The following is a 20,487-nucleotide window of genomic DNA, read 5'->3' on the forward strand; positions in this document are numbered from 1 at the left end:
GGTATCGGCTATACGTGAAATTGCTCCTTGATATTCTCTGTTACCACGCGACCGTCAAACAGGTTGATGATGCGGTGTGCAAAACCGGCATCGTACGGGGAGTGGGTAACCATGATGAGGGTGGTGCCGGCATCGTTCAGCTCCTGCAGCAGCTTCATTACTTCTTCCCCGTTGGTGGAGTCCAGGTTACCGGTCGGTTCATCCGCCAGGATCAGTTTGGGCTGGGCCACCACGGCGCGGGCAATGGCCACACGTTGTTGCTGGCCGCCAGACAGCTGCTGGGGGAAGTGGTTGCGGCGGTGCATGATGTTCATGCGTTCCAGCACTTTTTCCACTTTTTCCTTCCGCTCGGAAGCAGGCACTTTCAGGTAAAGCAGCGGCAGTTCCACATTTTCATACACCGTCAGCTCATCGATCAGGTTAAAGCTCTGGAACACGAAGCCAATGGAGCCTTTGCGGAGCTGGGCGCGCTGGCGCTCACTCATGTGTCCCACTTCCTTGTCCCAGAAGTGATACTCGCCACCGGAGGGGTTGTCCAGCAGGCCAATGATGTTCAGTAACGTGGACTTGCCGCAGCCGGAAGGGCCCATGATCGCTACAAACTCCCCGTCCCTGATCTCGAGGTTAATGCCGTTGAGCGCCGTGGTCTCCACCTCTTCGGTGGCAAACAGTTTCTGTAAGTTAACGGTACGTATCATACGATAGTTGATTTAGAGGATCGATGTATGTTTTTAAAATTCGAGGACTTCTTTGTTACCAAATGTTTCGTAAGAGGAGGTGATCACCTGCTCACCAGGTTTCAGCCCGTCCACTACTTCAAAGAACATGGGATTTTTACGGCCCAGGGTGATCTTGCGTTTTACTGCGCGCTTGCCACCGGCATCCAGCACGTACACCCAGTTACCACCGGTGTCTGAGAAGAAGCCGCCGCTGGGCAGCAGTACCGCGGATGCAGATTTACCCAGCTCCAGGCGGATAGGAGAGGTTTGTCCGCGGCGGATGCCTTCCGGCACGTCCTTGCCAAAATTCAGGTCCACGGCAAAGCTGCCATCCTTGATCTCGGGATATACTTTGGTCACAGTAAGTTCGTAATTACCCCCGTTAAATTCAAAGGAGGCCGTAAGACCGGTAAATACGCGGGAAACGTAGTGCTCATCCACGGTGGCGCGCATTTTAAACCCGTCCATATCATCGATCTGGCCCAGGTTCTGGCCCTCCACGATGCTGGAGCCCACTTCCACGTCTATGCTGGACAGCTGCCCGTCTACCGGGGCGCGTACCACCAGGTTGGCCATGTTTTCCTTCATCAGCTCCAGGTTATGCTGGGTGCGTTGCAGGGTGCCGGAAAGCTGGCTGATCTGCACTTTGGCGTTTTCTTCCTGGAACTGCTGGTACTGCGCCTGGATATCGCGCTGGTGCACCAGGCCCTCGTATTCGTACTTGTTCTTGTTAAATTCCTGGCGGGATACGATGCGCTCATCTACCAGTTGTTTGTTACGGTCGTACAGGTCTTTGGCCTGTGCAATCTGGCGGTCCAGGTCTGCGAGTGTTTTTTCAGATTCAAAGTGGCTTTGTTTCAGGTTCAGCTTCGTGTTTTCCAGTTCATTCACCAGGCGGTAGATCTCTGTTTCATGATTCACATAGTCCATCATCACGTGCTGGTTTTCCAGGCGGAGGATGGAATCCCCTTTCTTTACCATGCTGCCACCTTCCAGGAATTTCTTTACCACGTAGCCGCCCTGTATGGCATCGAGGCGGATGGTTTTAAGAGGCAGTACTACAGCGGTAACGGCAATATAGTCGTCAAAAGGACCCTGGGTTACTTTGGAGATGGTCACTTTGTCTTTTTCAACGTTTAATTTGGAACGGTGGTCGGCGAAGATGAGGTTGTAGCCGAGCAGCAGTACCAGTGCTGCGGCACCTCCCACATACAGGATGCGTTTCCTGTTCCAATACTTCTTTTCAATTTTTCTGTCCATGATCGGGAGCCTTGAGATTTTTGGCTGATCAGCAGTAGCCAATCCATGTGCCAAACGCCGAAATGCTTGATTATAGCCACTTTGCAGGGGTTTTCACCGTTATAAGCGTACGCAGATGAACAAAGCACGTTCATTTCCGGACGATTTGCCCCTGCAGGCCAGGTAGTTGCGCACCCGCGTGAAATCTTTTATTTATATTGGCACGTCCGGTTTTGAGACGATTTCCTTGCGGCCAGCGCCCCAACCCGGAACAGCGTTTGCTCCACCCTTCACACAACTAAATGTATGACAACACTCGACCCGGCCAAAATCCTCATTGTAGATGACGACCTGGATGTACTGCGTGCAGCCCGCCTGCTGCTGAAACGTCACTTTGAACAGGTGGACTTCGAGAAAAATCCGCAAAAGATCCCTTATCTCGTTTCCAACTTTGAGTATGATGTGATCCTGCTGGACATGAACTTCACCCGTGACCTGAGCAGTGGCAAGGAAGGCTTTGAATGGCTGGACCGTATCCTGGACCTCAAGCCTAATGCGGCCGTGATCCTCTTTACCGCCTACGGCGATGTGGAGATGGCCGTGCGCGCCATCAAAGCCGGTGCGGCAGATTTTGTGCTGAAGCCCTGGGAAAACCAGAAGCTGCTGGACACGGTGCATGCCGCCCTGCATAAACGCCGTGCTACGGAAAAAGACAAAACGCAACAACAGCAAAATCATAACCTCATAGGCCAGAGCCCCGCCATGCAGGCCGTATTTGAAACCGTGTCGCGCGTGGCCAATACCGATGCCAATATCCTGATCCTGGGCGAGAACGGCACCGGGAAAGATGTGCTGGCCCGCCACATCCACGAGCTGTCCCTCCGCAAGGCAAAACCCTTTGTGGCGGTAGACCTGGGGGCCATCAGCGAATCACTTTTTGAAAGCGAACTGTTTGGCCACGTCAAAGGCGCCTTCACCGATGCGCGCGACGACCGCAAGGGCCGCTTTGAGGAGGCAAACGGGGGCACCATCTTCCTGGATGAACTGGGCAATATCAACCTGCCCCTCCAGGCCAAACTGCTCACCGTGCTGCAAAACCGCTCGGTGACCCGCGTGGGCTCCAATAAGCTGATACCGCTGGATGTACGCCTGATCTGCGCCACCAACCGTAATATACAGCAAATGGCCGCCCAGCAACAGTTCCGCCAGGACTTGCTCTACCGCATCAACACGATTGCCATACAACTGCCGCCCCTGCGTGAACGCACGGAAGACATATTGCCCCTGGCCCAGCACTTCCTGGAGCAGTACCGCCTGCGGTACCAGCGCCCCGTAACCGGCATCAGTGATTCCCTGGCCAACCAGTTGCAGCAATATGAATGGCCGGGCAACATCCGCGAGCTGCAACATGCCATAGAACGCGCGGTGATCCTCTGCCAGGGCAAAACCCTGCAGCCTAAAGATGTTTTCATTAAACCTGCTGAGCCGGAAACGACAGACAATACCGGTTACAACCTGGAGGAAATGGAACGCAATATGATCGTACAGGCATTGAAAAAATGCAATGGCAACATTACGGAAGCCGCACGGGAACTGGGCCTTAGCCGGGCCGCCCTGTACCGCCGGCTGGAAAAATACAACCTCTAAACTGTGAACCGCTTTACCCTCAATGTACTGCTGCGCGTGGCCGGCATCACCGCCACCATCATGCTCGGGGCCTGGGCCTGGATGCAGGTTACGCCTGTGCTGGGCCTCCTGTTTGCCGTAGTATTGGGTATAGAGGTGTTTTACCTGGTACATTACATTACCCGGGTAAACCGTAAGCTCACCCTCTTCCTGGAGTCTATCCGTTACGGCGATTTCTCCATCCGCTTCAGCGCAGACAATAAGCTGGGCGCCAGTTTCACGGCGCTTAACCAGCAGTTCAATGAAGTGATGGAAGCCTTCCGCCAAACGCGTGCGGAAAAAGAAGCCAACCTTAAATACATCGACACCATCATCCAGCACATCAGTATTGGTGTGCTGAGTTTTGATACCGCCGGCAAGATAGAGCTCATTAACCCGGCAGCCTTCCGCTTCCTGGGTATTTACCGCCTGCGCAATATCATGGAGCTGAAAGGCACGCATGAAGACCTGGCAGAGCAACTCATGAAACTGGCCTCCGGCAAAAAGATCCTGTACCAAACGCAGAACGGCCAGCAGCTTTCCATCCACGCCACGGCCATCACCCTCCAGGGCAGGGCCATCAAGCTACTGTCTGTGCAGAACATCCATGCAGAACTGCAGGCAAAAGAACTGGAATCATGGCAAAACCTGGCCCGCATCCTGCGCCATGAGATCATGAATTCCATTACGCCCATCGTATCACTGATCGGTACCATGCAGGAGATCGTAGACATGGACATTACACCCGTAACGCCCGCTAACGAAGCCGTGGCCGATCTCCAGGAAGCCCTCTCCACCATTGAGAACCGCAGTAAGGGCATCATGAATTTTGTGAACGCTTACCGCGATTATACAACGTTACCGGCGCCACAATTCACCATCATTTCGGTAAAAACGCTGGTCAATGATGTGTATCAATTGCTGCTGCCCGCACTCAAAAAAGCAGGCATCGGCACTACCCTTTCCATGCAAACGGACGTACAGGTGCACGCGGATATTTCACAAATGCAGATGGTACTCATTAACCTGGTGAAGAACGCCATGGATGCGCTGGAGCACACAGACAATCCCTCCATTGCCATCAGCACCAGCCTGCAGGGCGGGCAGCAGGTAGTGATCAGCGTGGCCGATAATGGCCCCGGCATTGATGAAGAAGCCCTCGACAAGATCTTTATCCCTTTCTTTACCACCAAGCGCACGGGATCCGGCATTGGCCTCAGTCTTTCCCAGCAGATCATACAGCTGCATGGAGGCCAGCTCAAAGTGAGCACGGAACCGGGCAAAGGCACCACCTTCCTGGTGCTGCTCGGCACCTGAATGGCCGGCCCGCATGATTGCGTTATCCTTCCGTCTTCAACCTGCCGCCCCGTTTCACCACTGCCACCCCGGCAATGGTGATCGTAGCCAGTGCATTATATTTAAGCGGCTGACACTATGCCGGATTGGACCAATTACGCTGTGGTAGCGGCTTTTTACGGTTTTAAAGATTAACGGCACCTGCCTGTAATACAAAAGCCGCTCCTTATCACAGGTGGCTTTTGTTTCATAAATCGTTAAACCGGGTGCACGGACTGGCGTTATTGATGCTTATGTCTTAATTTTAAACCATGCCCGAGACAAACCGTGTACGGGGTGCCATGCGCCCTTTGCTGCTGGCAGGCTTGTTCCTGCTTATTCTGCTTACTGTATTATGCACGCCGGTGGGCGTGCACCACTACGCACTGCTGGCAGGCATGCCCCTGCTCATGCTGTTCTGGTGGACCAATACCCAACACGTAGCTTCCACCTTCCGTTACGGAATGCTCTTTGCCCTGCTGGCTAATTTTTCGCAGGACATCAGCGCTATCCGCCTGTACGAGGTCCGCTTTGATGGTACTTTCCTGGGATTCTGGTTGTTTATGCTGCCTTACCTGTTCACGCTTTTCTGCGTACCGGTGTTCCTGGTGTACACCTTGCTGCAAATGCGCTATCGCCTGCCACCCCGCAGCAGATGCAACTGGGTGGCGATTTTTGGCTTTGTGCCCATCACCACCATGGTAGTGCTCACGTTTGTGTATAACAATGGGATGAACTTCACCTGGAACTGGATCAATGTTCTTTTTATAGCCTATGCCCTCCTGCTATTTGTTCTCTTTGAATCCATCGTGCATGGCTTTTCCAGTCCCGTGGCACCGGGAGCGAGGCTGGCGCTGGTAGCGGGTTTCGTTTTCGTGATGCTGCGGTATAAATTACAGTTTCCCAGCCTGCCCTTTGGCATTAGCCTGCCGGTGAACTGGCCGGAGAATTTTGTGCATTACCTGCAAAATATCGCCATTCCCCTGCTGCTGTACGTGCAGAACGCCTGCCTGGCCCTGCTGGTTTATGCCACCGCCAGGTATCTAAATTCCCGCGTTATCCCTTAATTTTGACGAACGCCCTGGCTTAGCCCACAGCGAAACATGCAAAAAATATGGAGCAGCAAGTTGATTTTTTAGTGATCGGGTCCGGGATAGCAGGCCTTACCTATGCCCTCAAAGTTGCGGAAGCATGTCCCGATAAGAAAGTGATGATCATCACCAAAACACGGGAAGACGAGACCAACACCAAGTATGCACAAGGCGGCGTGGCCGTGGTGAATGACCTGGAGCACGACAGCTTTGAAAAACATATTGAAGACACCCTCATTGCCGGCGATGGCCTTTGCAATCCTAAGGTAGTGGAGATCGTAGTAACGGAAGGCCCCGAACGCGTGAACGAGATCATTGCATGGGGCACTAATTTCGATAAGAACGAGCAAGGTGGATATTCCCTGGGCCGCGAAGGCGGCCACTCCGTGTTCCGCGTGATCCATCATAAAGATGTAACCGGGAAAGAAATAGAACGCGCCCTGCTAACGGAGATCCATAAACGAAAAAATATCAGCCTGGTTACCCATTGCTTCGTGGTAGACCTGATCACACAGCACCACCTGGGCTACCTGGTTACCAAAAGCACACCGGATGTGGAGTGCTACGGTGTGTATGTACTGAACCAGCGCAACAACCGCATTGAAAAAATATTGTCCCGCATTACCCTGCTGGCCACCGGCGGCAACGGGCAGGTGTACCGCACCACCACCAATCCCGGCATAGCTACCGGCGACGGGGTGGCCATGGTGTACCGCGCCAAGGGCCGCATTGAGAACATGGAGTTCATCCAGTTCCATCCCACCGCTTTGTACGAGCCGGGTGTAAGCAATGCCTTCCTCATCACGGAGGCCGTGCGCGGCGATGGCGCCATCCTCCGCAACCAGGCCGGTGAGGACTTCATGCACCGCTACGATGACCGCCTGTCACTGGCCCCCCGCGATATCGTGGCCCGCGCCATAGACAGTGAAATGAAGCGCACCGGTACGGAACATGTGTACCTGGACTGCCGCCACATGGACCTGGAAAAATTCATCCACCACTTCCCGAATATTTACGAGAAATGCCGCTCCATCGGCATTGACGTTACAAAAGACATGATCCCCATTGCACCTGCGGCCCATTACAGCTGCGGCGGTATTAAAACCAATGAATGGGGCAGAACTTCCATCAACCACCTGTATGCCTGCGGCGAATGCGCCAGCACCGGCCTGCATGGGGCTAACCGCCTGGCCAGCAACTCCCTGCTGGAAGCTATGGTGTTTGCCCACCGCTGCTACCTGGAAGCGGTAGCAAAAATAGACAGCACCGAGTTCAATGAAGACATCCCCGACTGGGATGCCCGTGGCACCATGGAGCCCAAGGAAATGATCCTCATCACCCAGAGCCTCAAGGAGCTGAAATCCGTGATGAGCGATTATGTAGGCATTGTGCGCACAGACGAGCGCCTGCAACGCGCCATGCGCCGCCTGGACATGCTGCACGAAGAAACAGAAGCCCTCTATGAGCGCACCGTGGTATCGCCCCAGCTCTGTGAATTGCGTAACATGATCACCGTAGCCTACCTGATCGTGAAGGCGGCCAACTTCCGCAAGGAAAGCCGGGGCCTGCACTACAACACCGATTATCCTTTCAAATCCACCCTGCTGCAGAATATTGTCCTGTAGCGGGTTGTAAGTAGCCTGTAAATGTACTACCTCTTATTAGCCATATGTTATTTCATATCAGTGCTTCCCTTCTTTATCTTGTACGGGATCAGTGACGTTTTGTTCCTGCTGGTATACCACGTGTTTGGCTACCGCAAAGCCGTGGTAATGGCCAACCTGCAACAGGCCTTCCCGGAAAGAACGGAAGCCGAGCGCAAACGCCTGGCCCGCCGGTACTACCGGAATCTTACGGACATGATGCTGGAAACCATCAAGCTGCTCACCATCAGCAAGAAAAACCTGAAGCGCCGTTTTGATTGTGACCTCACCGTACTGCAGGAACTTTATGCTAAAGGAAAGAGCTGCCAGCTGCACCTGGGACATAACTTTAACTGGGAATGGGCCAACGTGTTCTGCCAGCAGGGGGTTAACTTTCCTTTCCTGGTGGTATACATGCCGCTCACCAGCAAGCCGGCCGACCGGCTGTTCCGCCACTTCCGGGAGCGCGCAGGCACCGTGCTGCTGCCGGCCAATGATATGGGTAATGCCATGCAACCCTGGCTGCACAAGCAATACCTGATAGCCCTGGTGGCAGACCAGAACCCCGGCAATCCCCGCCGCACTTACTGGTTGCCCTTCCTCAATAAGATGACCGCGTTTTACAAAGGCCCTGAAATGTCGGCCCGCCGCTACAACATCCCCGTGGTGTTTGCAGACATCCGCAAGGTGAAAAGAGGTTATTACAAGGCCCGCCTGGTACTGGCCAGTGAAGACCCGCAAAACCTTCCGGAAGGGCAACTGACCGAACAATTTGTACGCTTCCTGGAACAAAATATCCATGAACAACCAGAGGTGTGGGTGTGGAGCCACCGGCGATGGAAACACGAATACAAAGGACAACCAACCGTATAAAACGAAAGCGGGCATTATCACGAAGATAATGCCCGCTGTATTTTTATACCGCTGAAATGCTTACCGGTAAAGCATTCCAGGCCTTATTATTTTACAAGGTCAATGACTGTATCAATCATCCCGGGATCTTCAGTTCCTGGCCGGGGTGAATGAGATTGGGGTCTTTGATCTGGTCTTGATTTGCTTTAAAGATGTCGTTCCAGGACACACCGGGAAACAGCTTAGCGATCTTACTCAGGCTATCCCCTGCTTTTACCACGTAGGTTTTAGGTTCGGTTACACCCTCGGGCAGGGTGATGTCCAGCACCAGGTCACCGGACCGCATTTCAGGATCTGCAGCTTCATAAGCGTCCCAGATAGCGTCTTTTGCTTCCGCGGTGGGCGCAGTGCCACTTACGTAAAGGGTGCCTTCCTGTTCATTTACTTTCAGATCGGTTACACCTTGGTTCTTTGCCAGGTCTACCAGCGATTGATATTTTTCTTGTACAGACATGACGTTTTATTTAAGGGTGAGCTGGTTGTTTACTTTCTTCGGATGGCTTTCGTGCACTACCTGCATGATCTTGCGCAGCGATGCTTTCTGCACACTGCCGGTGAGGGTTACTTCACCATTGTTTACAGTAGCGGTAATGCCGGTAAGGCCATTGGCAGTAAAGCCGGAGTCAATGCTTTTCTGCAGGGTTACGTCCGGAGAGATCACCACGGGTTCAGGGGCAGCAGGCGGAGGCGGGGGCGCAGCAACGGTCACCTGGTTATCTACGCTTTTTACGCCCTTGATGCCCTGCACGGCGGTAGCAGCATTTGCCTTGATGCTGTCTTCCTTCACTTCACCACTCAGGGTTACTACCCCGTCGTGTACCTGCCCGTTCACCCCGGGAGCAGCGCTGGTCAGTTTTTCATTCACGTCCTTCTGGATATCCTTGTCAGAAGGCTTACAGGCTGCCATGGACAATGCCAGCAACCCGGCTAAAAAAAAGCTCGCTTTTTTCATCGTAAGTGGTTTTGGATTTTGAGGTGATGCTTGAAATTTATCCTAATATAACTGATAATTGCCACAAAACGCGCCGGCGTACTTAACCTGGCGGATGGAATGGATGAGGCTACATGCCTGTAGCCACGCAGATCCATACATGCAAAAGGCGCCACCGGAACGGCGACGCCTATTATAACATTTAAACCTGCTAAACTTAATCTAAACTTAATTCAGTACGTTCCTTTCCTTCACCACTTCCAGGCCTTTTTCGTCTTTCATGGCCTTGAAGCCACCCACCACGTTGCGCAGGTTGTGAATGCCTTCGCGCTTCAGCATGGAGCAGGCTATAATGCTGCGATAGCCGCCCTGGCAGTGCACATACAGGTTGAAGTGCTCATCCAGGTCTGCCATGGAACCGGGGTCCGTCATATCATTGAGGGGCAGGTTCAGGGCATTTTTAATGTGGCCATCCGCATATTCCGCAGGCTTGCGCACATCCACGATCATCAGATGCTCATCATGCGGCAGGTCCATGGCCAGTTCATCCGGTTCCACGGAAATGATCAGGTCTATGGGCTCACCCGCAGCCTGCCAGGCAGCATAGCTGCCATCCAGGTAGCCGCTCACTTTATCAAAACCTACACGGGCCATGCGCACCAGGGTTTCTTCCTCTTTACCCGGCTCCGTTACCAGTACGATCTCGCGTTCAAAGGGCAACAGGCTGCCTACAAATTCTGCGAAGCGGCCTTCCAGGCCAATGCTGATGCTACCGGGTACAAAGCCGTCTGCAAATGTATCTGCATGGCGGGTATCCAGGATCAAGGCGCCATTGGCCACGCGTTCTTTGAACTCCGCTACAGACAAGGGCTTCAGCGATTTCTCTTTCACTTCCTGCAGGGCACCTGCGCCTTCTTTATTCAGTTTTGCATTGATGGGGAAATAGACGGGGGGCGTTGTAAGGCCGTCCGTTACTTCGTTGATAAAAGTAGCTTTATCAGTAGCCAGCAATGCATAGTTGGTTTTCTTTTCATCACCAATGGTGCTGTAAGTGCTGGGGCCCAGGTTCTTGCCGCAGGACGAGCCGGGACCGTGTGCGGGGTACACCGTTACCTGGTCTGGCAAGGCCTTGATCTTGGTGTTCAGTGATTCAAATAGCATACCCGCCAGCTCTTCCTTGCTCAGGTCTCCGCTGAACAGGTCCGGGCGGCCCACATCCCCTACAAACAGGGTATCACCGGTGTACACACTGTGCGCGTCGTTGTTTTCATCGCGCAGCAGGTAGCAGGTGCTTTCCAGCGTGTGGCCGGGTGTGTGCAGCGCCTCTATGGTCACTTCACCCACTTTAAAGATTTCATGGTCCTTGGCAATGTAAGCCGGGAAGCTGGTCACGGCCAGTGGCCCATACACAATGGGGGCGCCGGTAGCTTCCGCCAGTTCTACGTGGCCGCTCACAAAGTCTGCATGAAAGTGGGTCTCGAAAATATATTTGATGGTAGCATTGCGCTCTTTGGCCAGCGCAATATAAGCGTCGATGTCTCTTAATGGGTCTATGACCACCGCTTCCCCGGCCGACTCTATGAAGTAAGCGGCTTCGGATAAGCAGTTAGTATACAATTGCTTTACGAACATGGTTGTTGGCTTTTGATTGTTGCAAAAATACGAATATTCAAAGCTACGGCCTATGGATAAAATCTATTTGCCGGCAGGCACTTTCCAATAAACCATTCCCGGCTTCAATGACGGAACAATGACCCGTGCCCCGTCCACCCATGCCTGACATTGGTCAAAGACCATACGCTTCCCCCCTGGAAGAGGGTGGGCTGCAAACTCCCGCAACAGCAGGCCCGCCCTCCAAAACGAAACTACCCCCTCCGTTGCGGGAGAGGGTAGTTAAATCTTTTTCGAACAAACTCCTGATTAGCCAACCAGTTCTTCTACAAATTTGGCAACTTCGGCGATACGGCCCTTGTTGATGGTGTAGTGAATGAACTTGCCGTCTCTTTCGGTGATCACAATACCTGCTCTTCTGAGGATGGCCAGGTGCTGCGATGCTACGGACTGCTCCAGGCGCAGTTTTACATAGATCTCCGTTACCGTCATTTTCTTATGATCTTCCAGGAGGCGGATCATCTGCTGACGCAACTTGTGGTTAATCGCACGCAATACCATCGCGGCTTTTTTTACTGCAATGTAATCCAACTTGATCTGGTCTTTTTCGCTGTTACCCCTAGAAATAATAAGCGTATTAGAAGAGGTTGTCAATAATGTTTTTTCCATCGCTTAAACAGTTTTTTTAAAATGATGAATAAAGGGATCAACGGACAGTAAAACGCGACCTACTAGAAAATAGCCGCGGATTTATCGATTGATACAAAACTATAATATCTATCACAATAAAAAAAATTTCCATACCTTATTTTTTCATATATAAAGGCGGTCACTTGCGAAAAATCCATTATTTGACACTTCTGTGACATAATTTTCCCTGCTGAGCCTGCTCTATTTAACCGGATGGTAAAATGCCTTCAGATAATGGGGCGCAAAATAAGCCACATCCTCAAAGCGGCCTCCAGCATAACTTTCCTCCGCCAGGGGGATCATATGGGCTGCGCTGATCTGGTAGGGAATAAAGCGGGCGTTCACAGATTTTTCCATGAAATTTTCCCATTTGCTGCTCCCATCACCAAAAAAATAGATGCGATGTGTGGACAACCATTCCTGGAAATTATCGGGTGATAAGATCAGCGCTTCACCCGGCAAAACCGCCTCCAGGCGGGCGTTGTACAACGCGGTGAATACTTCCATGCGGCGGGCATCGATCATCGGGCAGTACAATGCCTCCTGGTCCTGCTGCTGCTGTATGGCGCCCTGGGCCATCAGTTGCAGGGTGCTGATACCGATCAATGGTTTTTGCCAGGTGTAACACAACCCTTTCGCTGTGGCCACGCCAATGCGCAGCCCCGTATAAGAGCCCGGGCCCGCACTCACCGCAATGGCGTCCAGGTCCTGCCCGCGCAGGCCTGCCTGGCGCAATGCCTGCTGTATAAACAAAGTAATGGACGCCGCCTGCTCCCGTTGCTCGGGATTTTCCAGCAGTTGCAGCACCGCGCCATCTTTGGAAAGGCATACAGAGCCCACGGTAGTGGCGGTGTCTATGTGTAAGATCGTGGCCAATTTCTTTTAATTTTTATGGTTCAATGCTTCTGCCTCCAGCAAGGGGCATATTTCGTAGCGGGGCATACCGGTAGCGGCCTTCACCGCCCGCAGGATACCCACTACCTGCGCCAGTCCTATCTTTGCGCCCCATTCAAAAGGCCCGTACGGATAATTGGTACCCAGCTGCATGGCCAGGTCAATGTCTTCGCGGCTGGCCGTTCCTTCAGCGGCAGTAAAATAAGCTTCGTTAATGATCATGCTCACCACGCGGGGTGTTACAAGTCCCGGCATATCCGCTACCCTGGCGCTTTCCCAGCCGAGCTGCGTTTGCAGGCTTTCCCACTTTTGCCACAGCGCATCCTCTGTGCACGACATTTCCAGCAGCGGCATATGTAAAAAACCCGGCAGCCAGTTGCAGCCAATGATGCTGGTAGCGTTATACTTTTCGCGTAATGCCTGCAGCGATGTTTTCACTACGTTGCCCAGCACCGGCGTATCCGGGTATTGCGCATAGCTGGTGGCATTGCCCGGTGTATCGTCCAGCGAGAGGTCTATCACCAGCGCATAAGCCGAAAGGTCTGTGCGCGAGATGTCTGTCTCGTAGCGCAGGGTATGATGGCCGAAAGGTTTTGCCTGCAATGCCTCCCAGCGGGCGGCATCACCAGTCACAAGTATCTGCATGTGCCAAAGGTTTGGATGGCGAATTTAACGAAAACCGCGCTGCGCGCAATGCGCAGCCTTTGGCAGGCCCGGCTTGCGCTGAGCAGTATTTTCCTGTAATTTTAAGCCATGGAAAAGCAAATCATTCAATCCAGCAACGCGCCCGCTCCCATTGGGCCTTACAGCCAGGCCGTAACAGCAGGCGGCTTCACTTTCGTATCCGGCCAGGTGGCCATCAATCCTGCCACGGGCGACCTCGTGACCGGCGATATTGCCACTGAAACCACCCAGGTCATGGAAAACCTGAAAGCCGTACTTTCCGCCGCAGGGCTCACTTTCAACGATGTGGTGAAGACCACCATCTTCCTCACGAAAATGAGCAATTTTGCCGCGGTAAATGAAGTCTACGGAAAATATTTCACCGCCAATTTCCCTGCCCGCGAAACAGTGGAAGTATCCGGCCTCCCGAAGGGTGTGAACGTGGAGATCTCTGTTATTGCCGGGAAATAGTTAATGGTTGATCATACCCGGACATCACAGCGTAGCAGATATTTTACCAGAGAAAAGACCGCCGTTGGCAGCAAACGCTATCAACGGCGGTCTTTTTTACATACGTTTATCAACATTCACACGATCAACGGTTCGCAAAGAGCAGTTTTGCCAGTTGCGCATCATGGCCGTATACGTCGTTGCGCAGGTTCAATCTTCCCTTTGAATCCACAAACGCCGTGAAGTAGCTGATATACACGGGCACCTGTTCATCACCTTTCAGCTGTACATATTTTTCCTTACCGGCGTTCATGGCTGCGTGGATCTTATCTGCATTCCATACGCTGTCTTTCCGCAACACCCAGTTGGCCAGTTTTTCGGGCTCCTGCACGCGGATGCATCCGTGGCTGAAAGAACGGTTCGTAGCGTTGAAGAGGCCTTTGCTGGGCGTATCATGCAGGTAAATATTGTATTCATTGGGGAAGAGGAACTTTACCTTGCCCAGCGCATTCTTGCCACCAGGGCGTTGCCGGATGATGTAGGGGAAGTTGCTGCCGGTGTATTTGCTGAAATTCACGCCGGTCACCACTTTACCGCTGCCGGTAACTACTTCCATGTTTTCACGCGCCAGGTAGCCGGGGTTGCGTTTCACGGCAGGCAATACCTCGTGCGCCAGGATGCCGGGAGCCACATTCCAGTAAGGACTGAACACCACATACTGCATTTTCTTGGTAAAGATCACAGTGCTGCCACCAGGCTTACCTACAACTACGTTGCAGCTCCAGGCCAGCTTTCCATCTTCATACACATATAACTTATACGCGGGAATATTCACCAGTAAATAATCGCCGCTCGGATCCGCAGGCACCCAGCGCAGGCGCTCCATGTTCACCAGGATCTGTTCCATGCGGTTCTTCAGCGGTACGTTCAGGGCGTTCACCACTGCGGGGGTGATCTGCCCGTCCACCTTCAGTCCCATGCGGTCTTCAAAGTTGCGCAAGGCAGAATCCAGTGCCGGTGTAAATGTCTGGGAAGTATCTGCATCGGCCAGGTCGCCAAAGGCGTGGAGCTTGTTTTTTACCTGGCTTATCACGGGCGAATGCTGGCCGGATTTGATAGTGGCCTTGCTTACGGCAATGGTATCCCAATGGCCTTCCTGCTCAATATCCGCCAGCTTTTTCAGCTGGTCGCGCAGCAGTTTGTATTGCTGGTTCACCGGTTCATCGCTGGTGAAGGAACCTGATTTCTGGGAGATCATGCTTTGCAGCACGCTGCCCATGTCCAGTTTCTTGCGGGGGATGTACCAGTCCAGTGCTCTGGCAGAGTCGCTGGTCATGCCGCCCCACACTTTATCTGCGTATAAAAAGAAATGGGCGGTGAGCATCATTTCCAGTTTGGCAATGCGGGGATCGCCGGGATTTACCTTGCCGCTATCCACCCCTATTTCATTATAAAGCTCGTTGAGCTGCTTGTTTTGCAGGCCGCTGGTACCGTTGCCCAGCGCGGGATCTGTTTCCACCATGTTGATGAAATTACCCGCCTGTTCGGTCATCGTATCATGGTCTACCCAGGCATAGTGATATTCCCGTTTGGCGTAGAAGTCGCGCACCTCATTTGCATAATGCTTATACAGGGAACTGGAGTCCAGGAATTTGTTCAGCGCATTGCTGTCTACCACCTGGGGAAGGTAGTCTTGTTTGGTGAGCACCTTGGTGCTGCGTTCTTTGGCCTTTATCACGGGGGCGTTCTTCCTGCCTTGCTGCTGGCAGGCCATCAGGGTACAGAGGAGTAAGCATAATGCATACAGGGGTAATGACCGCATCTTCATCTTTTTGGATTTTTGGTAAATGGGGGCAGTCGTGCCCGGCTTTCCCAAGGCCCAAAAAATCTGCCAATTAAAAAGGGCTGGTCCTGCGTGGCCAGCCCTTAAAGTCTTTATTGTAATGGGTATGGGTTAGAATTTGATCTCTTCGTCGTTGTTGTCGAAGAAGCGGTATTCTGTGAGGTGGTAGTTATTGTCCGCCCTCAGTTTTATCCAGCGTTTAAAGCGCCAGTACCATTTCCATTGGCGGCTACCCAGGAAACCCTTGGTGAGGTAAGCGTACAGGATGGGGTGTACGCGGATGCTCAGGCCTTTGTGCTGGTGGTTGATGAGATAGAGCAGGTTCTTTTCTATCTCTTCCAGGATAAGCATAGAAGCGCCGATCTTACCAGTACCCCGGCAGGTGGGGCAGTCTTCTGCAACGGAAATGGTCATTTCCGGTTTCACGCGCTGGCGGGTGATCTGCATCAGGCCAAACTTGGAGATCGGGAGAATAGTATGTTTAGCGCGGTCCTGGGCCATGTGCTTTTCCATGGCTTCAAACACGGTCTTTTTATTCTCGGGCAACTTCATATCAATGAAGTCGATGATGATAATGCCACCCAGGTCGCGGAGGCGGAGCTGGCGGGCTATTTCTGCCGCGGCTTCCAGGTTGCTGGCCAGGGCATTCTGTTCCTGGTTGTTGCTGGAGCTTTTGTAACCGCTGTTCACGTCTATCACGTGCAGGGCTTCCGTAGCTTCTATGATCAGGTACACGCCACTGTCCAGGTTTACGGTTTTACCGAAGGCAGATTTTACCTGGCGGGTAATGCCGTAGTGGTCAAAGATGGGTGCCCCATTGTGGTAGTAGGTAACGATGTCCTGCTTTTCCGGTGCGATCTTCTGGATATATGCACGCGTATCGCTGTACATATTCTTATCGTTGATCACAATGCGGTTAAAACTTTCGTTGAGCAGGTCGCGCAGCATGCTGGTGGTCTTGGCCTGTTCGCTCAGGATCTTTTGCGGGGCCTGGGCGCCTTTGAGATTGGCCTGTATGATCTTCCAGGTCTCCACCAGGGCGGTGAGGTCTTCGTGCAGTTCTGCGGTTTTCTTTCCCTCCGCTGCGGTACGGACGATCACGCCAAAGTTGGGTGATTTGATGGCCTCTACAATTTTCTGCAGTCTTTTCCTTTCTTCCGAGGAGTGGATCTTTTTGGAAACGGCTACAATGTCGTTGAAGGGTGTTAACACGATAAAACGGCCAGGCAGGGAAATTTCGCAGCTCAGGCGGGGGCCTTTGGAGGAGATGGGCTCTTTGAGGATCTGTACCAGGATGTTCGGCTTACCGCCCAGCACTTCGGTCACCTTACCGGTCTTTACGATCTCGGGCTCGTTCTTAAACTTTCCAAAATCAAATCCCTCGGGGCTCTTGTCGTGCATGGCCAGTTGGGTAAATTTGAGGATGGAGCGGATATACGGGCTAAGATCGGTGTAGTGCAAAAAGGCATCTTTTTCGAACCCCACGTCTACGAAAGCAGCATTGAGCCCGGGGATGAGCTTTTTCACCTTCCCGAGGTACAGATCGCCTACTGAAAAATTAGGATTGCCGCTCTCGTGATGCAGCTCTACGAGCCGCTTATCTTCGAGCAATGCAATCTCTACACCAGTAGGTGCTGCATTTATAATCAATTCCTTATTCAAGTGTCTTAAATTTTAGCCTTTTAAGCTGCACCATTGAAGGGGGACATGGCATCCTGCGCGTATAAACCTGCAGGCTTTGGTATCCTTTGGTATCGCCAGATAGCAGCTAACATCTGTAAGTTAGCAATTCTTCATTACAGTTAACGATGAAGGACTTGCGCTTCAAGGGTTTAGCGATCACAGGTATTCTCCGGAAATGGTCTCGGTTCCGGTAAAAAAACCTGCATGACCTTGGCAATTTAACAATATAATTGCCAAAATCATGCAGGATGTATGGAAAAATTTTATCCGGTCCCGTACTCTGTCCATACCGGTAATCCGGCAGGCAAAGCGGGAAACAGCGTCAATTATTTTTTACCTTTCTTATGACGGTTCTTTCTCAACCTCTTTTTACGTTTATGCGTAGCAATTTTATGTCTTTTTCTTTTCTTACCGCAAGGCATACTTGAAATTTTAAAATGTGAGAAATAAACTTATTTGAGTTCCGCAATATGATCATCGATCTCTTTGATCAGCGCGGGATTATTCACGAGTTTTTTGCAGCGTTCCAGCAACTGGATGGCTTTTTCCTTATTCCCCAGGCCACCGTAAGCTTCCGCTGCAATGAACAGTGCCTGTGCATTGTCCGGGTGCTGCTGCAGCAGCGTTTCCATGCGGGCGGCTGCCTTATCAAACTGGCGGGACTGGATGGCCAGGTCGCCCAGGGTGATCTGCACTTCCACATTGTCCGGGTACTTGTCAGCAAGGGCTCTCAGCTTGCTAACACCCTCCATGGGGCTTCCCGTACGCATGTAGGCAGATGCCTGCGCGATCTGCAACGAAACGTTGGCCGTGTCCATCGCGATGGCTTTGTCATACAGGTCTATGGCCTGTTTGGCTTGCCAGGCGGACATACTTGGGTCCTCGTCGTCCAGGTTCGCTAAAAATAAATTGGCTGCAAAGGTGAGGCTTTTTTCGGAATTTTCCAATTTAGCCGCTTCGCCCAGGTAATGGGCGGCCACCGACGGCTGGTGAAGGCTATCCCATGCCGTAGCAAGTTGATGAAACACAAGTATTTGCTGGGCTTTTACATCGCCCCGCACCACCTTGTTCTCAAGGGATGTGATTTGACTCAGGCTGTCTGCTGAAACATTTTGCTTCGCTTTTGCCAGTACTTCATTGAAGTCAATGGATACTACGGGCTGTCCGCCACCCATCATGGGAGCAGCGGCAGCAACAGTATGCTTGTCTGGCTTGGGCACAGTACGTCCAAAAACAAACAACAACACAACAGCGGCTACGCCGGCACCGGTAAGAAGAACTTGTGATTTTCGCACGCCTTAAATATTAGGCTGCGAAATTACTAACTTTTAAGCTTCTTTACTTCGGCTACAAATTCTTTTGACGGCTTGAACGCGGGGATGAAATGCTCCGGGATCTCAACGGCCACATTTTTCTTGATGTTACGGCCTATCTTAGCCGCACGCTTCTTGGTAATAAAAGAACCAAAACCGCGAATGTAAATGTGCTCGCCGTTGGCCAAAGCCTCTTTCACCTCCTTGAACATGGCTTCAAGTGTTACCAGCACATCAACTTTAGGTATGCCTGTTTTTTCGGCAATGTTGTTAATTAAGTCAGCTTTTCTCATATTGAAGCGGAGGATTACTTTATACGTAAAGTTATTTAAAATTTTTCTAATTGCTAACTTTCATCCAAATATATTTTATCTTTTTTCTTCATAACTGAATCGTTGATAATTAACGTTCCTTGGGCAACAAAAAAAATGACACCGATGGCGCGAAATGCGCCACAGTATTGACTTTCAACACATACGATCTATTATGAAAAGGGCTGGAAAAGCATTTTTTACCGATAACCTGCTGACCTGGAACCGCGAAATTAATACCAGAACCATGCCCTGGAAGGGGGAAAAAGACCCCTACCGCATCTGGCTTTCCGAGATCATCTTGCAACAAACCCGGGTGGAACAGGGCTGGCCTTACTACGAGCGTTTCATCCAGGCCTACCCCACCGTGGCCCACCTGGCCCAGGCCCACGATGATGAGGTGTTCCGCCTGTGGCAGGGCCTGGGCTACTACGCCCGCTGCCGTAACATGCTGGCCGCCGCCCGCGAGATAGCCACCCGGTACCATGGCGTATTCCCGAACACTTACGACGCCATCCTGGCCCTCAAAGGCATAGGTGCCTACACCGCTGCCGCCATTGCCAGTTTCGCCTACGGGCTGCCCCACGCCGTGCTGGATGGCAACGTATACCGGGTGCTGGCCCGGTACTTTGGCGTCCAGACACCCTCCGACTCCACAGCGGGCAAAAAGGAATTTACCCAACTGGCCGGGGAACTGCTCGACAAAAAGCAGGCCGGACCTTATAACCAGGCGATCATGGATTTTGGCGCGGTGGTGTGCAAGCCCCAGGCGCCGGAATGTCCCACCTGCCCGCTCAGTACCCAGTGCCTGGCCTATAACACAGACCGGGTGGACCAGCTGCCGGTAAAAACCAAGAAACTGGTCATCCGGCAGCGGCACTTCTATTACATAATACTAATATATAACAACCAGGTCTATATCCGCAAACGGGCGGGGAAAGATATCTGGCAAAACCTGCATGAGTTTATCCTGGTAGAAACGCCCGGCCCTGTTACCCTGGCGGAGCTGCAGGCCAGTGAAGCATTCCGCCATACACTGCCCGGCGTGCAGTTTGAAGTGGAAGGCCTGTCGGAGCAATACAAACAGCAGCTTACCCACCAGACCATCTTTGCCCGCTTTTTAACGCTGAAAGGAAAGGGCAGGGCCCCCAAACTGGAAGGTTACCAGCTGGTGCCCCGGTCCCTGCTGAATGATTATGCATTCCCGAAAACGATTGTCAGTTACCTGGAGCAGCAAACCACGGGCCTCACCCTTTTTTGAAGCAGTGAATGACCTGGTTGGGACCGGCTTGAAGGCCGCGCGTGCGGAAGGTGGAAGTTTCCCATCATGCCCGGCTACCCGCAACCAGTTCCTGCCACTCAACTTCCGGCAAGCGGAAATCCGGGTGGCAACCCCTTGTTACCGGGAAGGGTAACCTGGAAATTTCTCCCCACCGGGGGCCATTTTCCACGGTTGGGCCCGTTTTAAGCCACACAGGCGAACAATATCGCGGC

19 protein-coding genes are annotated in these 20,487 nt (G+C 52.4%); 7 read left to right on the forward strand and 12 right to left on the reverse strand.

All coding sequences use genetic code 11. The annotated features are described in order from the left end of the window. Positions 1–8: 8 nt before the first annotated feature. Positions 9–698, reverse strand: a complete 690-nt coding sequence (locus tag DCC81_RS01685) for an ABC transporter ATP-binding protein (protein WP_108684860.1) — start codon at positions 696–698, stop codon at positions 9–11. A 33-nt stretch (positions 699–731) separates the two neighbouring features. After that, positions 732–1,979, reverse strand: coding sequence for an efflux RND transporter periplasmic adaptor subunit (locus DCC81_RS01690; RefSeq protein WP_108684861.1), 1,248 nt, complete (start codon positions 1,977–1,979; stop codon positions 732–734). A 285-nt stretch (positions 1,980–2,264) separates the two neighbouring features. Between DCC81_RS01690 and DCC81_RS01695 the strand changes: the two genes are divergently transcribed. From DCC81_RS01695 to DCC81_RS01715, 5 genes are all read left to right on the forward strand, one after another. Continuing rightward, on the forward strand, positions 2,265–3,605 hold the full coding sequence (locus DCC81_RS01695; protein WP_108684862.1) for a sigma-54-dependent transcriptional regulator: 1,341 nt from the start codon (positions 2,265–2,267) through the stop codon (positions 3,603–3,605). Positions 3,606–3,608: 3 nt separating this feature from the next. Then, positions 3,609–4,940, forward strand: a complete 1,332-nt coding sequence (locus DCC81_RS01700) for a sensor histidine kinase (RefSeq protein WP_108684863.1) — start codon at positions 3,609–3,611, stop codon at positions 4,938–4,940. Positions 4,941–5,230: 290 nt separating this feature from the next. Further along, the gene (locus tag DCC81_RS01705) at positions 5,231–6,025 is read left to right on the forward strand and encodes a hypothetical protein (protein WP_108684864.1); all 795 of its coding nucleotides are present in this window, start codon (positions 5,231–5,233) and stop codon (positions 6,023–6,025) included. A 47-nt stretch (positions 6,026–6,072) separates the two neighbouring features. Next, the gene (nadB, locus tag DCC81_RS01710) at positions 6,073–7,674 is read left to right on the forward strand and encodes an L-aspartate oxidase (RefSeq protein WP_108684865.1); all 1,602 of its coding nucleotides are present in this window, start codon (positions 6,073–6,075) and stop codon (positions 7,672–7,674) included. 21 nt (positions 7,675–7,695) lie between these two features. Further along, a complete protein-coding gene (locus DCC81_RS01715) occupies positions 7,696–8,565 on the forward strand; it encodes a lysophospholipid acyltransferase family protein (protein ID WP_108684866.1) in 870 nt (289 codons plus the stop codon). A 115-nt stretch (positions 8,566–8,680) separates the two neighbouring features. Here DCC81_RS01715 and DCC81_RS01720 read toward each other — a convergent pair whose 3' ends face one another. The 6 genes from DCC81_RS01720 to DCC81_RS01745 all read right to left on the reverse strand — a co-directional run bounded on the left by DCC81_RS01720 (position 8,681) and on the right by DCC81_RS01745 (position 13,375). Then, positions 8,681–9,058: a LysM peptidoglycan-binding domain-containing protein gene (locus tag DCC81_RS01720; RefSeq protein ID WP_108684867.1), complete on the reverse strand. Its 378-nt coding sequence runs from the start codon at positions 9,056–9,058 to the stop codon at positions 8,681–8,683. Positions 9,059–9,064: 6 nt separating this feature from the next. Next, positions 9,065–9,556, reverse strand: a complete 492-nt coding sequence (locus DCC81_RS01725; RefSeq protein WP_108684868.1) for a BON domain-containing protein — start codon at positions 9,554–9,556, stop codon at positions 9,065–9,067. 207 nt (positions 9,557–9,763) lie between these two features. Further along, positions 9,764–11,167 (reverse strand): MBL fold metallo-hydrolase, encoded by a 1,404-nt coding sequence (locus DCC81_RS01730; protein WP_108684869.1) that lies wholly within the window; start codon positions 11,165–11,167, stop codon positions 9,764–9,766. Positions 11,168–11,455: 288 nt separating this feature from the next. After that, complete coding sequence (locus DCC81_RS01735; protein ID WP_089714803.1) at positions 11,456–11,815, reverse strand: ArsR/SmtB family transcription factor; 360 nt, start codon at positions 11,813–11,815, stop codon at positions 11,456–11,458. A 222-nt stretch (positions 11,816–12,037) separates the two neighbouring features. Next, positions 12,038–12,712, reverse strand: coding sequence for a tRNA (adenosine(37)-N6)-threonylcarbamoyltransferase complex dimerization subunit type 1 TsaB (tsaB, locus tag DCC81_RS01740; RefSeq protein WP_108684870.1), 675 nt, complete (start codon positions 12,710–12,712; stop codon positions 12,038–12,040). Positions 12,713–12,718: 6 nt separating this feature from the next. Then, positions 12,719–13,375 (reverse strand): 3-hydroxyacyl-CoA dehydrogenase family protein, encoded by a 657-nt coding sequence (locus tag DCC81_RS01745; RefSeq protein WP_108684871.1) that lies wholly within the window; start codon positions 13,373–13,375, stop codon positions 12,719–12,721. A gap of 108 nt (positions 13,376–13,483) precedes the next feature. On the opposite strand from DCC81_RS01745, the gene DCC81_RS01750 reads away from it, so the two are divergent. Further along, the gene (locus DCC81_RS01750; RefSeq protein WP_108684872.1) at positions 13,484–13,864 is read left to right on the forward strand and encodes a RidA family protein; all 381 of its coding nucleotides are present in this window, start codon (positions 13,484–13,486) and stop codon (positions 13,862–13,864) included. A gap of 124 nt (positions 13,865–13,988) precedes the next feature. Here the strand turns inward: DCC81_RS01750 and DCC81_RS01755 are convergent, their stop codons facing one another. From DCC81_RS01755 to DCC81_RS01770, 4 genes are all read right to left on the reverse strand, one after another. Further along, positions 13,989–15,671 (reverse strand): L,D-transpeptidase family protein, encoded by a 1,683-nt coding sequence (locus tag DCC81_RS01755; RefSeq protein ID WP_133177500.1) that lies wholly within the window; start codon positions 15,669–15,671, stop codon positions 13,989–13,991. Between the two features lie 126 nt (positions 15,672–15,797). Continuing rightward, positions 15,798–17,348: an Rne/Rng family ribonuclease gene (locus DCC81_RS01760; RefSeq protein ID WP_108684874.1), complete on the reverse strand. Its 1,551-nt coding sequence runs from the start codon at positions 17,346–17,348 to the stop codon at positions 15,798–15,800. A 473-nt stretch (positions 17,349–17,821) separates the two neighbouring features. Next, positions 17,822–18,664: a tetratricopeptide repeat protein gene (locus tag DCC81_RS01765; protein WP_133177501.1), complete on the reverse strand. Its 843-nt coding sequence runs from the start codon at positions 18,662–18,664 to the stop codon at positions 17,822–17,824. Between the two features lie 26 nt (positions 18,665–18,690). Continuing rightward, positions 18,691–18,975, reverse strand: coding sequence for an HU family DNA-binding protein (locus DCC81_RS01770; RefSeq protein ID WP_089714817.1), 285 nt, complete (start codon positions 18,973–18,975; stop codon positions 18,691–18,693). Positions 18,976–19,168: 193 nt separating this feature from the next. Here DCC81_RS01770 and mutY point away from each other — a divergent pair, with 193 nt between their 5' ends. Then, on the forward strand, positions 19,169–20,254 hold the full coding sequence (gene mutY / locus DCC81_RS01775; RefSeq protein WP_108684876.1) for an A/G-specific adenine glycosylase: 1,086 nt from the start codon (positions 19,169–19,171) through the stop codon (positions 20,252–20,254). Positions 20,255–20,487 lie beyond the last annotated feature (233 nt).

The sequence above is a fragment of the Chitinophaga parva genome (assembly GCF_003071345.1).
Lineage (GTDB): Bacteria > Bacteroidota > Bacteroidia > Chitinophagales > Chitinophagaceae > Chitinophaga > Chitinophaga parva.

What these genes read in the sequence shown, in the direction of transcription:
- DCC81_RS01715 (WP_108684866.1), top strand. Translation starts at nt 7,696, where the DNA reads ATGTACTACCTCTTATTAGCCATATGTTATTTCATATCAGTGCTTCCC.
- DCC81_RS01750 (WP_108684872.1), top strand. Translation starts at nt 13,484, where the DNA reads ATGGAAAAGCAAATCATTCAATCCAGCAACGCGCCCGCTCCCATTGGG.
- DCC81_RS01720 (WP_108684867.1), bottom strand. Translation starts at nt 9,058, where the DNA reads ATGTCTGTACAAGAAAAATATCAATCGCTGGTAGACCTGGCAAAGAAC.
- DCC81_RS01705 (WP_108684864.1), top strand. Translation starts at nt 5,231, where the DNA reads ATGCCCGAGACAAACCGTGTACGGGGTGCCATGCGCCCTTTGCTGCTG.
- DCC81_RS01725 (WP_108684868.1), bottom strand. Translation starts at nt 9,556, where the DNA reads ATGAAAAAAGCGAGCTTTTTTTTAGCCGGGTTGCTGGCATTGTCCATG.
- nadB (WP_108684865.1), top strand. Translation starts at nt 6,073, where the DNA reads ATGGAGCAGCAAGTTGATTTTTTAGTGATCGGGTCCGGGATAGCAGGC.
- DCC81_RS01735 (WP_089714803.1), bottom strand. Translation starts at nt 11,815, where the DNA reads ATGGAAAAAACATTATTGACAACCTCTTCTAATACGCTTATTATTTCT.
- DCC81_RS01690 (WP_108684861.1), bottom strand. Translation starts at nt 1,979, where the DNA reads ATGGACAGAAAAATTGAAAAGAAGTATTGGAACAGGAAACGCATCCTG.
- DCC81_RS01755 (WP_133177500.1), bottom strand. Translation starts at nt 15,671, where the DNA reads ATGAAGATGCGGTCATTACCCCTGTATGCATTATGCTTACTCCTCTGT.
- DCC81_RS01685 (WP_108684860.1), bottom strand. Translation starts at nt 698, where the DNA reads ATGATACGTACCGTTAACTTACAGAAACTGTTTGCCACCGAAGAGGTG.
- mutY (WP_108684876.1), top strand. Translation starts at nt 19,169, where the DNA reads ATGAAAAGGGCTGGAAAAGCATTTTTTACCGATAACCTGCTGACCTGG.
- DCC81_RS01770 (WP_089714817.1), bottom strand. Translation starts at nt 18,975, where the DNA reads ATGAGAAAAGCTGACTTAATTAACAACATTGCCGAAAAAACAGGCATA.
- DCC81_RS01730 (WP_108684869.1), bottom strand. Translation starts at nt 11,167, where the DNA reads ATGTTCGTAAAGCAATTGTATACTAACTGCTTATCCGAAGCCGCTTAC.
- DCC81_RS01695 (WP_108684862.1), top strand. Translation starts at nt 2,265, where the DNA reads ATGACAACACTCGACCCGGCCAAAATCCTCATTGTAGATGACGACCTG.
- DCC81_RS01745 (WP_108684871.1), bottom strand. Translation starts at nt 13,375, where the DNA reads ATGCAGATACTTGTGACTGGTGATGCCGCCCGCTGGGAGGCATTGCAG.